Genomic DNA, 11,967 nt, shown 5'->3' with positions numbered 1-11,967 from the left:
CGAGGTGGATCGAACGACCACCGCACCAGACCGACCATTTCAGGATGGATCCCGGCTCAAGGCCGGGATGACATCGAGCGGGTGGCGGGCTTGATGTCCACAGATCCATGTCCCCGCACACACGGTTTCGGGTGAAGGGCCTCCACTACTTGATGATCTCCCACCACAAATCCCGCCAATCGGGGTTGGTCTGCTCGATCAGCGCGTCCTTCCATGGCCGCAGCCATTTCTTGACCTGTTTCTCGCGCAGGATGGCGGCTTCGATATCGCCGTGTATCTCGAACCAGACCAGATGCTTGCAGCCATGCCTCCTGCTGAAGCCATCGACCAGTCCCTCGCGATGTTCATGCACGCGACGAACGAGATCATTGGTGACGCCGGTATAAAGCGTCCCATGCTTGCGGTTGGTGATGAGGTAAACGAAGTAATCCCGCCCCATAAACCGAGACAAGCATGGCGCCACCGCGCCGGCAACATCGGCTTATCCCCGCCCTCCACGCCCGTGCCATACTCGCCCCGTTTGCGCGCGGCGCCCTGCCGCGCCTATCATGGAGCCATGCCAGAAACCCCGCGCCAGCCACTTATCCCCGATGCCTATGCCGCCATGGTTGTTGCCGGCGTGCTGCTGCTCGATTTCGTCGCGCCGCTGCCGCTGCTGCCACCGGCCGGGCTCACCGCGCCGCTCACCTGGGCCGGCGTGATCCTCGCCCTTGGCGGCTTCGCGCTCGAAATGCTTGCGGCGCAGGCGCTGACGGCGGCGGGAACGACTACCAGGCCCAATGCGGTGCCGGAGGCGCTGGTGACATCGGGTCCGTTCCGGTGGAGCCGCAACCCGTTCTATATCGGGCTGCTGCTGGTGCTGGCCGGAGCCTGTCTGGCGCTCAGCCTCGAATGGGCGTTGCTCGGCCTGCCGCTGCTCTGGCTGTTGCTCGACCGCTTCGTCGTGCCGCATGAGGAGGCGAGGCTGGCCCAGGGTTTCGGTGCCGAATGGTTCACCTATGCCGGCGCCACGCGCCGCTGGCTCTAGAGGCGAAAATCCCGACGGATCACGCGGGTTCTGCCCGCCCGGCAGGCGCACTCTGCCGCGTCGGATGCAGCACCCGGTTGTGCTCGATGCTAACAGTCCGTTAGCACTAAGGCCGACGCGTTAACGCGACACCGTCACCACGCGCCCCACCCCGCCGGGCGGGATGGCGAGGCTCACCGTGACCGTTGCCGCCGCCACGATTTCGGGCGCCCGCGCCGCCCATTCGACCAGCACGATGGCTTCGGGATTGTCGAGCAGCCCCAGTTCATCCACCTCACGGGCATCACCCAGCCGGTAGAGATCGGCATGCAAAACCGGCCCGCGCGGCGTGTCATAGGGCTGCACTAGCGCGAAGGTGGGCGAGGGCACGTCCAACATCGGATCGCCCGCCAGAGCGCGGATAATGGCCCGCGCCAAAGCCGTCTTGCCGGCACCGAGATCGCCCTCCAGCACCACCAGATCGCCCGGTTTCAGGGCGTTTGCGAGCTCTACGCCCAGCGCCTCGGTCGCGGCGTCGTCGGCCAGCAGCCGGCTCATTCCGCCACGCCGGCCATGGCGCTGTCGCGCGGCAGGTTGACGATGATGCGCGAGCCCCGCGGCTCCCGCTTCTCGGCCGAGATCGTGCCGCCATGCAGGTTGACGAAGGTCTTGACGATGGCCAGCCCCAGCCCAGCGCCGCGCTGGCGCCCGGTCGGCGTATCGATGCGGGTCTGGATGGCGGCGCGCATTTCGTCAGTGATTCCAGGGCCTTCGTCCTCAATGACGAAGAGCATGCGGTCGGCCCGCTGGCTCACCGACAGCCGGATTTCACCACCGGGCGGCGAGAAGCGGGCAGCGTTGCTGAGCAGGTTATAGAGCACCTGCACGATGCGCGTGCCGTCGGCGATGAAGGGCGGCATGCCGTCCTCGATATCGACCACGAGATTGATCGGCTTTTCGCCCGATATTTCGGGGAAAGTCGCCGAAAGCCCGGCCCGCGCCTTGTCGATAAGCGTTGGAATATCAAGCAGTTCCGGCCGCAATTCGGCAATGCCGGCATCGACCGAGGCCAGGTCGAGAATGTTGTCGATCAGCACGCCCAGCGTCACCGAGCTGGCGCGGATATAGTCGATATAGGCCCGCTGCCGCTCGTTGAGGCTCCCGCCCTCGCTGCCGGCCAGCAGGTCGGCAAAGCCGATGATATTGGTCAGCGGCGAGCGCAATTCGTAGGACACGTTCTCGACGAAGGCGTCCTTGAGCAGGTCGGCCGCCACCAGCGCATCGTTGCGTTCCTTCAACACCTTGGAATAGCTGGCGCTTTCGGTCACATCGAGGAACGTCATCATGGTCTGCCCGTCGGGCAGGCGGGTAATGGCATAGTCGAGCAGCCGCCCGTCCGAGCGGTTGAGCCGCCCGGTCTGGTCGGAGCGGGTGGGGTTGAGATCGATGATGCCGCGCTTGAGATCGCGCCAGATGCTGGCGCCGTCCTCGGGGATAACCCGGCCGCTGACTTCGGCGATCTGGTCGATATGGGGGTTCTGCCCCAATTCGTTGCTCGACAGCTTCCACAGCGCCGAAAGCCGCGGGTTGGAAAGGGTCAGCCGCCCATTGGTGCCGAACACGGCCACCGCTTCGCTCAGCGCATTGATGGTTTCGCGCTGCACATTGGAAAACGCCTTGTTGGTGCTTTCCAGCTTCAGCCTTTCGGTAATGTCTTCAAAGACATAGATCACGCCGCCCTGCGGGCCTGATGGCGCCGAAATCACCTTGATGGTGCGGCCGTCAGGCAGGTGCCAGGGCTCGTTTTCATGCGGCGTCTTGCGGGTATAGGACTGCAGATGCTGGCTGCGCCAGGTCTGGTAATCGACCTGATTGGGCAGCATGCCATCGGTGCGCAGCTTGTCGAGAATGGCCCGCTCATCGAGGCCGGGTACCAGGAATTTGGGGCTCAGATTCCACAACCTGGCATAGGCTTCGTTGAACTGGATCAGCTCGCGCCTGGCATTGAAAATGGCGATGGGCGTGGTCAGGGCGCCGATGATGCCGCCGATATGGGCCAGGCCTGTTTCGGCCGGCCTTGTCTCGGGCTGGGGCCGCAGATAGCCGGCCCGGCCGCCGGCAATGGCGCATTCCACCAGCTCGAATGCGCCCTGTCCCGGCCAGGCGATGGTCATGGCTTCCGGCTCGTCCGCGCTGGCACAATCGAGCAGGTGCTGGCGCAACTGGGCGGTGTCGAGCAGTTCGGGCGGCGCTGCTTCGCTGCCGGTCTTGCCCAGCGCCCGGGCCAGTTGCAGGTAGGGCTGGTTGGCATAGACCAGGCGATCATCGCGACTGCGGATGAAGGCCGGGTCGGCGAGCGAGGCGAGAAGGGCACGGATGCTGGCAAGATCGCCGGTGGCGGGCGGCGGCGCCAAAGCCGGTTCGGATTGCGGTTGCAGGAAGGCGGGCCGCAGCCGCATGGCCGCGCCACCGCCCAGCACCCAGCCATCAGCGCGGATCAGGCGGCCATCGAGAGCATCGAGACTGACGGCGAAGGCATGGCCATGCACGCGCAGGTCTTCGAGCAGGCGGGCCAGCTTGTCGGCATCGCCATGCGACAGCCAGGAGGGGAAATTGAGCACGCTTTCGGGCTGGCGCCCCGGCGGCAGCACCGAGGCGGCCTGGCCGAGCAGGCGCGGCGCGCCCTCGCTGTTCTCGGTCCACAGCACGGTGACTTCGCGCGTGCCTGACAGCAGCGCTTCGTATTCGTCGACCATGGCGCGCAGCCCGGCAATCTGTCCGGCGGCGCGGCGGCGGGCGGTCTTGCCATCGGCCAGCATGGTGCGCACCACGGCCATGGCCAACAGCGCGAAGGCGCCTGCGCCGACCGCGATGGCAAGCGGCGCGGCACTGGCGAAACTTGCCGCATTGAGACCCTGTGCGAGGGCGGGGACCGCCGTCATCAGGGTAAGAGGGGCCGCCGCCAGTGCTGCGAATCCCCAATGCTTCCGGAACCGATCCGGCGCCATGCGCTGCCCTCTAGGTCAAAATCATTGTTGCCAGCCCGGCTGCGGAGCAACCGGTACGCTTCAACTCGAGCGAAGGGACCAAACGCGGAGTCCACAGGGAATCCGGTCCGCTTCGAACCGACCGCGTGTCCCCCAGCGGCCGAATCACCCTGACCATACCGGCCCAGGGAATCGGCTAAAAGAGTCTTAATGCCTGTGCATGAGGGGCAAAGTATCGATATCGGGGATTGACGGAGAACGAAGCAGAAACGTCCGACGGGCGGTCAATGCCGGCATTGGGGCTCTCATACCCCCCTCCTAGCCTCCCCCTGATAGGGGGAGGAACAGATCGAGCTTTTGGCGCGATCTACCCCAACCACCGGCCAGATTCCTCCCCCTATCAGGGGGAGGTTAGGAGGGGGTATCCCAAACAAAACGCCCGCAGCCAAAGCCACGGGCGCCTTATTCATACGCAGCCGATCAGTACCGATATTCGCCCGACTTGAACGGCCCGTTCTGGCTCACGCCGATATAGTCGGCCTGGTCCTTGGTCAGCTTGGTCAGCTTGGCGCCCAGCTTGGCCAGGTGCAGTTCGGCGACCTTTTCGTCGAGATGCTTGGGCAGCACATGCACCTTCTTTTCCAGCTTCTCGCCATTGGTCCACAGCTCGATCTGCGCCAGCGTCTGGTTGGAGAACGACGCCGACATGACGAAACTGGGGTGGCCGGTGGCATTGCCCAGATTCACCAGCCGCCCTTCGGACAGCAGGATCAGGCGCTTGCCGTCGGGCTTTTCCACCAGGTCGACCTGCGGCTTCACATTGGTCCACTTGAAGTTGCGGAGCGCGGCAACCTGAATTTCGTTATCGAAATGGCCGATATTGGCGACGATGGCCATATCCTTGAGGTTGCGCATGTCGTCGAGCGTCAGCACATCCTTGTTGCCGGTGGCGGTGACGACGATGTCGGCGCGCGGAGCGGCCTCTTCCAGCGTCACGACCTCAAAGCCTTCCATGGCCGCCTGCAGGGCGCAGATCGGGTCGACTTCGGTCACCAGCACGCGGGCGCCGGCGCCGCGCAGGCTTTCGGCCGAACCCTTGCCCACATCGCCATAGCCGCAGACCACGGCAACCTTGCCGGCCAGCATGACGTCGGTGCCGCGCCTGATGGCGTCGACCAGCGATTCACGCGTGCCATACTTGTTGTCGAACTTGGACTTGGTGACGGAGTCATTGACGTTGATGGCCGGGAAGGGCAGCTCGCCGCGGGCATGGAGCTGGTAGAGCCGCATCACGCCCGTCGTGGTTTCCTCGGACACGCCGCGGATGGCAGCGCGAATGGTCGAAAAGAAATTCGGCGAAGTGGCCAGGCGCTTCTTGATGGTCGCGAAGAAGATTTCCTCTTCCTCATTGCCCGGCTTGTCGAGGATGGAAATGTCCTTCTCGGCCTTGGCGCCGGTGAGGATATACATGGTGGCGTCGCCGCCATCATCGAGGATCATGTTGGGGGTCTGGCCATTGCTCCAATCCATCATGCGATCGGTAAAGGCCCAGTATTCCTCCAGGCTCTCCCCCTTATGGGCAAAGACCGGGATGCCGGCAGCGGCGATGGCCGCGGCCGCGTGATCCTGGGTCGAGAAGATGTTGCAGCTCACCCAGCGCACTTCGGCGCCCAGGGCCACCAGCGTCTCGATGAGCACGGCGGTCTGGATGGTCATGTGGAGCGAGCCGGCAATGCGGGCGCCCTTGAGCGGCTGGGCGGCGGCATATTCCTCGCGGATAGCCATCAGGCCGGGCATTTCGATCTCGGCGATCTCGATTTCCTTGCGCCCGAAGGCAGCGAGGGAAATATCCTTGACCGCATAGTCGGTCGATTGGCTCATCAGAATGCTCCGGCAATGACAATTGGGGTGTGCCTCCTGCTATACGCAAGGGCGCGCCTTGGATCAACCGGGATATAAAGAAATGCTTATATCTCGTGAAAGCCCCGCCACCCATATCAAGGCTTGACTATCTACCTACCACTAGGTAGATAACTGCTCATGAGCAACCCCTCTTCCACTGCCGACGACATCCTTGCCTGCGCCCGCACCCTTGTCACCAAGGGCGGCTATAACGGTTTCAGCTATGCCGACATTGCCGCAGTGGTGGGCATTCGCAAGGCCAGCATCCACCATCACTTCCCCAGCAAGGTCGATCTGGTTCGCACCCTGGTCCAGCGCTATCGCGAAGACGCCAAAGCCGGCTTTGCCGCGCTCGAGCGGACGGCCAGTGATCCGCGCGATCAGCTCACAAACTATGTCGGCTACTGGGAAAAATGCATTGCGGATGCAAGCGACCCCTTCTGCATCTGCGCCCTTCTGGCCAGCGAACTTCCGGCGCTGCCGCCCCCGTGGCCGCCGAAGTGCGGCTGCATTTCGAGACCCTGTCGGCCTGGTTGACCTCGGCATTCGAACGCGGCGCCGCAGCGGGCATTTTCCGCGCCTCGACCACGCCGCGAGCCGAGGCGGAGAGTTTCATGGCCACGGTGCATGGCGGGATGTTGTCCGCGCGCGCCCATGACGATCCCAAGCTGTTCGGGGTCATCACCACGTCTCTGCTCAATCGCCTTTCCAACTAACCGACCGACCCCTCGGGCCGGCCATACCTTTACCCCTACCAATTAGTAGATAGGAACAAACCCGATGTCTTCCATTGCTGCAAATACCGCCCGATCCACCGGGGCACGCTGGCTCAAGCAATATTACCTCTACCGTGCGGCGTTCTCGGCAGTCTGGGTGGCCGCTGCTCTTACGCTCGGCCAGCAATCTTTCGTTCTCGGCGCCATCCTGCTGGTGATCTACCCGCTCTGGGATGCTGCGGCCAATTATGTCGATGCCCTGGGGAACGGGGGATTGGCCGGCAACCGCATACAGGCGATCAACGTCTTCGTCAGCTCGGCTACCGCCCTGGCCGTGCTCGCGGCTCTGCAAATGGGGCTGAGCGCCGTCCTTGCGGTCTTCGGGGTCTGGGCCGTCCTGTCGGGCCTGCTGCAGCTGGCGACGGCGATCCGCCGCTGGAAGGCGGGCGCGCAATGGGCGATGGTCCTGAGCGGCGGTCAATCGGCGCTGGCCGGCGCCTTCTTCGTCTTCCAGGCGCAGCAGGCCGTGCCGGCCGTGCTCCCCGTGATCGCCGGCTATGCCGGTTTCGGCGCCGTCTACTTCCTCGTTTCGGCGCTATGGCTGATCGTGCGCCAAAGCAAACACGGGGTCGGCGAAGCGCAAGGCGCCTAGCGGTAAACCACCCGCCGCTTCCGCGTGAACGGCAGTGTCACGAAGCGCCACAGGCCCGACAGCACCAGATAGCCGAGGATGAACCCACCCCCGGCATAGAGAATGCCTTCCATGGTGACAGGCACGGCCGGCTTGTAGCTTTCGAGCGTACGCCGGCCGATATCGGTATCGAGATAGGCGGGCAAGGATTGCAGCCGCTCGACCGCATCGGCATGTTCGATGCGGGTCAGCGTGGCGCTGAGCTGGTCATAGCGTTGGAAGGTGGCGGACATTGACGTGCCGCGGCCGGCGAGAAAACTGTCATTGGACGCTTCATAACGCGCCAGCGCCGCGGGCCGGTCCAGCCCGCCCGCGGCGGCGGCGCGATCGAAATCCTCGGTGATGACCCGCAGCTCATCCACCGCCCCGCCCAGGCGCTGGGTATATTGCTGGGCATATTCGGGAAACTGGCTCAGCACGAGCGCCAGTCCCAACCCGCCGATCCCGGCAATCATCCGCCGCATGCCTGTCCTCCGCCTCGCAGGGTCAATGTGGGAGAGGAAAGAGTGTTCCGCAACCGGGTTCGGTACTATCCTCTTTCCACCACCGTTCGGAGATCGCCGTGCGTTATTTCGACTTCAGTTCCTGGCAGGGCATCCTGGCCACGGTGCTCGGCCTTGCCATGTTCACCCTGATCGGGGTGGGTATCCGCATCGTCATGATGCTGACCATCCAGCAGCGGCAGCAGCGCATGAACCGGCAGATCAACGAGCGCCTGCGCGCGCTGATAGCGGCCTACAAGACGCTGGGCGGTTCGTTCACCGGCCGCCTCACCGTCAATCCGGCACATCTGCACGACCTGAGGGTCGCCCCGCCGGATCCGATCGACCCCGAAGCCGCCGACGAACCGGCCGCGCCCAGTCGCGAGAGCGGATCGGACCGGGCCCGCCGCATCCGTGACGCGGTGGAAGCGGCCCTGTCCGACATCGTGCTGCTCGGCACGCAGGAACAGGTCCGGCTCGCCGCCCAGGCCGCCAGCGACCTGGCGGCTGGCAAACCCGTCCACACCGCCGAACTGGTCGTGCTGCTGCGCGACTTCATCCGCAAGGCACTCGACCTCGACCCCATCCCCACCGACGTCACCATCCCCCTGCAAGGCCCCACCCGCCCGCAAAGCGGCGGCGGCGGCCGCGGCAAAGGTGAGGGCGGTGGGTCAGGTGGTGGCGGCGGTGGTGGTGGCGCCGGGGGCGGCGGCATGGGCATGGGCATGGGCGGCGGCATGCGCCGGGACGAGGACGGGAACTGAGGGACGCTTGCCACCGGCCGTCACCCTCGGGCTTGACCCGAGGGCGTTGCACTTACCGAACGCTCAGCAAGTAAAGAGCCCTCGGGTCAAGCCCGAGGGTGACGGCCGGTGAAAAGCAAAGGCCCGGCCAGCCGCCTAAGCAGCTAACCCGCCGTCCCCTCGACGTCCTCGTCAAAGCCGTTATTCACCAGCTCCACGATGGCCTCCAGCGCCTCGCGAGCCTGTTTGCCGCTGGCCTGCACGAGGATGGTCGAACCCGGGCCGGCGCCCAGCATCATCAGGCCCATGATCGAGTTGCCGTTGACCGAGCTGCCGTCCTTGATGACGTTGATGGTGGCGTCGAAACATTCGGCCGTGCGCACGAAGCGCGCCGAGGCGCGGGCATGCAGGCCCTTGGTGTTGACGATGGTCAATTGCTGCGCGACAGCCCGGTCGCCTCCTGCGGCCGCGTCCATTACCGGTCGCTCCGCATGGCCTGATCTGAAAACCGCGCCGCACTTTTCAGGGCCATGCTCAGCCGGCTCCCAGGATGGAATTGGCGACGGTGATGTATTTGCGGCCCGCTTCCTGGGCCAGGTTCACCGCATCCTTGATGTCCATGTCGGCGCGCACGCGGCCGAGCTTGACCAGCATGGGCAGGTTTACCCCGGCAATCACCTCGACATCGCGATTCTGCATCACTGAAATGGCCAGGTTCGACGGCGTGCCGCCGAACATGTCGGTGAGGATGATAACCCCGGCGCCATCGTCCACCTTGTCGATGGCGGCAAGGATGTCGTTGCGCCGGCTTTCCATATTGTCATCGGGACCGATGGCGATGGTTTCGCAGCGGTCCTGCGGCCCCACCACGTGTTCGAGAGCCGACTTGAATTCATTGGCAAGCGCGCCATGCGTCACCAGAACCAGACCAATCATGCAACGTCCCCAGCCTGCCAGCTTGCACCGGCAGAGCGGTGCTTACGACATTCCAGTAATTCCTGCCCCCCCGTTCGCCTGGCGAACAGGCGAACCCGAACCCGGCCCAGAAGGACGAGTAGAGGCCAGTCTCGGCTTGGACGGGCAGCGATTCAAGTTGTTTTTTGTCACGGGGCAACCGTCTCGGTATCGAGGGCGGCAATGGCTTCGAGAACCAGCAGCATCTGGTGGTTGACGCCGATCACATCGGCCGCCGGCACCGGCGCGCGGGCCAGTGTGCATCCGGCGATTTCGGTGACCATGGCGTCCTCTTCCAACATGCGCACCAGGTCCGGAACCAGGTCGATGACTAGGTTCAGCGTCACCAGGCTCCTATGCGGGCGCTTGACGATGCCGCGGCCGCGCAATTCGATCAGTCCCGCCAGGGTTTCGGGCGCCTTCATGCTGAGATCGCGCCCAGTCTGCACCAGGTCGACCCGGTCATCGGAAACGAGGAAAGCGGGCAGGTCGCGTCCCTCCCAGCGGTCCAGCAGCGACAATGCCAGCACCGATTTGCCGGCGCCCGAGGGACCGCGCAGCAACAGGCCGGTCGATCCCAGCAACAGACCCGTGCCATGCACGTTTTTAGGCTTGCTCATAAACGCAATCTATTTGCGGGCGCGCGGCAACACAATCGTGAACACGGCCCCGGAGCGGTCGGTGCGGTTCTCGGCACGGATCGTGCCTTTATGGGCATCCACGATCTGCTTGGAGATGGAGAGGCCCAGCCCCGAATGGTCGCCGAAACTCTCGGTATCGGGGCGGTCGGTATAGAAGCGCTGGAAGATCTTGCCGACATCGCCGGTAATGCCGCGCCCCTCGTCGGTGACCGTCGCGGTAATATTCTCGGGGTCCGTCGTCAGCGCCACGCGCACCACCCCGCCCTCGGGCGAGAAGCTCACCGCATTGTCGATGAGATTGGCGAAGACCTGCGCCAGCCGGCTTTCATGGCCATTGACGATGGCCGGCCCGCGGCCACTGCGCTTGACCATTTCCACCGTAACACCGCGCCCCTGGGCCACATCCTCCTGGATCGACACCATGGCTTCGGCCAGCTTTTCCACATCGACCCGTTCCGAGCTTTCGCGGGCCAGTTCGGCATCGAGCCGGCTGGCGCTGGAAATGTCTGTTATCAACCGGTCGAGGCGCTTCACGTCATGCTGGATGATGGCGTTGAGCCGTTCGCGATCTTCCGGACGCTTGGCCAGCGGCAGGGTTTCCACGGCCGATCGCAGGCTGGTCAGCGGGTTCTTGAGCTCGTGGGCCACGTCGGCGGCGAAGCGCTCGATGGCCTCGATGCGGTTGTAAAGCGCGTCGGTCATGCGCCGCAAAGCCCCGCTCAGATGGCCGATCTCGTCGGGCCGGTCGGAAAAATCGGGGATTTCGGCGCGGGCATTGCCGGCGGTCTGCACCCGCTCGGCTGCCGCCGACAGGCGCCGCATCGGCCCGGCAATGGTGCCGGCCAAAGCCAGCGACAGCGCGATCTGCACCGCCGCGGCGATCAGCGCGATGCGCAGAATGCTCCAGCGCTCCTGCGCCACCACGGAATCGATGTCGCCCGGCGCGGTCGACAGCAGGATGGCGCCAACCGTGGCGCGCAGGCGCTGCACTGGCACGGCCACCGAGACGACAAGCTGGTTCTGCCCGTCGACGCGCACGAAATCGGCCGGTGCGCCTGACAGCGCCGAGGCCACTTCGGGATAGCGGCTGCCTTCATCGACGCCATATTCCTGGTATTTGGGAAAATTATCGCCCGGCACCCAGTTGAGAATGGCGTTCCACCAGTCCCACAGGAAGAAATTGTCGCTCTGCTTGGTCTCGATGATCTGCCGCATCACCTCGCCGCGCGCATAGATATTGTCGCTGTCGAGGATCAGCAGCCCGCCTTGGTCATAGATGCGGGCGCGGGTGCGGGTCGGGGTGATCAGGTTGCGCAGCAGCGGCGCCACCCGTTCCGGATTGATGGGGAATTCCAGCATCGGGTCGAAGTAGGACAGCGAAGAGACCGTGCCGTCGCCCTGCAATTGCAGCAGCCGCTCGGGGTTGATCGAGATCACGTCGCTATCGACCGTGGCCGAGGCGGCAATGGCCGCGGCGATGATTTCGCCCTGCACGCGCAAGGATTGCACCCGCGCGTCGATCAGGCCGGCCCGCCACTGGTTGAGGTACAGAATGCCCACCACCAGTACCAGCAAACCCACCAGGTTGAGCACCATGATGCGGCGGGTGAGGCTGGAAAAGATGGTGAAGTCGAGAAAGCGGAAAATCGCCCCGACGACCTTGGCAAAGGGCGTGACCACCAGTCGCCAGCGACTGCGCTTGCGGCGGGGCGTGGCTTTGGCAACACTCTCGTCCGATCCGGGCGACGCGGCAAACTCCTCCGGTCCCGGCGCGCGCCATTCCTGCGCCGCGTCGGGTTTTTCGTCGGGCCTGGGCTCGGTCTCCCGGTCGAGAATGGCCACTGT

The 11,967-nt window shown here is 64.6% G+C and carries 12 protein-coding genes and 1 pseudogene; 4 read left to right on the top strand and 9 right to left on the bottom strand.

Features of this window, described 5'->3' with window-relative positions; translation table 11 throughout:
- Positions 1–145: 145 nt before the first annotated feature.
- A complete protein-coding gene (locus tag FPZ08_RS18430; RefSeq protein ID WP_425457554.1) occupies positions 146–451 on the bottom strand; it encodes a GIY-YIG nuclease family protein in 306 nt (101 codons plus the stop codon).
- A 105-nt stretch (positions 452–556) separates the two neighbouring features.
- On the opposite strand from FPZ08_RS18430, the gene FPZ08_RS18425 reads away from it, so the two are divergent.
- Entirely contained in the window at positions 557–1,027 is a 471-nt protein-coding gene (locus FPZ08_RS18425) for a methyltransferase family protein (protein WP_186767075.1), read from the top strand.
- A gap of 120 nt (positions 1,028–1,147) precedes the next feature.
- On the opposite strand, the gene tsaE is transcribed toward FPZ08_RS18425, so the two are convergent.
- From tsaE to ahcY, 3 genes are all read right to left on the bottom strand, one after another.
- On the bottom strand, positions 1,148–1,564 hold the full coding sequence (gene tsaE, locus FPZ08_RS18420) for a tRNA (adenosine(37)-N6)-threonylcarbamoyltransferase complex ATPase subunit type 1 TsaE (RefSeq protein WP_146291676.1): 417 nt from the start codon (positions 1,562–1,564) through the stop codon (positions 1,148–1,150).
- On the bottom strand, positions 1,561–4,014 hold the full coding sequence (locus FPZ08_RS18415) for a sensor histidine kinase (protein WP_146291674.1): 2,454 nt from the start codon (positions 4,012–4,014) through the stop codon (positions 1,561–1,563). The genes tsaE and FPZ08_RS18415 overlap by 4 nt, the downstream gene beginning before the upstream one ends.
- A 459-nt stretch (positions 4,015–4,473) precedes the next feature.
- Complete coding sequence (ahcY, locus tag FPZ08_RS18410; RefSeq protein ID WP_146291672.1) at positions 4,474–5,874, bottom strand: adenosylhomocysteinase; 1,401 nt, start codon at positions 5,872–5,874, stop codon at positions 4,474–4,476.
- A 159-nt stretch (positions 5,875–6,033) separates the two neighbouring features.
- On the opposite strand from ahcY, the pseudogene FPZ08_RS18405 reads away from it, so the two are divergent.
- Both FPZ08_RS18405 and FPZ08_RS18400 read left to right on the top strand, forming a co-directional pair.
- Positions 6,034–6,611 (top strand): annotated as a pseudogene (locus tag FPZ08_RS18405) (TetR/AcrR family transcriptional regulator).
- A gap of 64 nt (positions 6,612–6,675) precedes the next feature.
- Complete coding sequence (locus FPZ08_RS18400) at positions 6,676–7,263, top strand: DUF308 domain-containing protein (protein ID WP_146291670.1); 588 nt, start codon at positions 6,676–6,678, stop codon at positions 7,261–7,263.
- Here the strand turns inward: FPZ08_RS18400 and FPZ08_RS18395 are convergent.
- Positions 7,260–7,766, bottom strand: a complete 507-nt coding sequence (locus FPZ08_RS18395) for a DUF2937 family protein (protein WP_146291668.1) — start codon at positions 7,764–7,766, stop codon at positions 7,260–7,262. The two genes, FPZ08_RS18400 and FPZ08_RS18395, sit on opposite strands and share 4 nt — an antisense overlap.
- 98 nt (positions 7,767–7,864) lie before the next feature.
- Here FPZ08_RS18395 and FPZ08_RS22070 point away from each other — a divergent pair, with 98 nt between their 5' ends.
- Positions 7,865–8,548 (top strand): hypothetical protein, encoded by a 684-nt coding sequence (locus FPZ08_RS22070; RefSeq protein WP_186767074.1) that lies wholly within the window; start codon positions 7,865–7,867, stop codon positions 8,546–8,548.
- Between the two features lie 143 nt (positions 8,549–8,691).
- Here the strand turns inward: FPZ08_RS22070 and FPZ08_RS18385 are convergent, their stop codons facing one another.
- The 4 genes from FPZ08_RS18385 to FPZ08_RS18370 all read right to left on the bottom strand — a co-directional run bounded on the left by FPZ08_RS18385 (position 8,692) and on the right by FPZ08_RS18370 (position 11,964).
- Positions 8,692–9,003: an HPr family phosphocarrier protein gene (locus FPZ08_RS18385; protein WP_146291666.1), complete on the bottom strand. Its 312-nt coding sequence runs from the start codon at positions 9,001–9,003 to the stop codon at positions 8,692–8,694.
- Between the two features lie 58 nt (positions 9,004–9,061).
- Positions 9,062–9,463 carry a PTS sugar transporter subunit IIA gene (locus tag FPZ08_RS18380; RefSeq protein ID WP_146291664.1) on the bottom strand — a complete coding sequence of 134 codons (402 nt, stop codon included), beginning with the start codon at positions 9,461–9,463 and terminating at the stop codon, positions 9,062–9,064.
- A 167-nt stretch (positions 9,464–9,630) separates the two neighbouring features.
- Complete coding sequence (locus FPZ08_RS18375; protein WP_146291662.1) at positions 9,631–10,101, bottom strand: HPr kinase/phosphorylase; 471 nt, start codon at positions 10,099–10,101, stop codon at positions 9,631–9,633.
- Positions 10,102–10,110: 9 nt separating this feature from the next.
- Complete coding sequence (locus FPZ08_RS18370; protein ID WP_246132705.1) at positions 10,111–11,964, bottom strand: stimulus-sensing domain-containing protein; 1,854 nt, start codon at positions 11,962–11,964, stop codon at positions 10,111–10,113.
- Between the last annotated feature and the right edge of the window lie 3 nt (positions 11,965–11,967).

This window comes from Devosia ginsengisoli, assembly GCF_007859655.1.
GTDB classification, from domain to species: domain Bacteria; phylum Pseudomonadota; class Alphaproteobacteria; order Rhizobiales; family Devosiaceae; genus Devosia; species Devosia ginsengisoli.
Note: the sequence above shows the minus strand (reverse complement) of the source record. Positions and strands in the feature narration are given on the sequence as shown.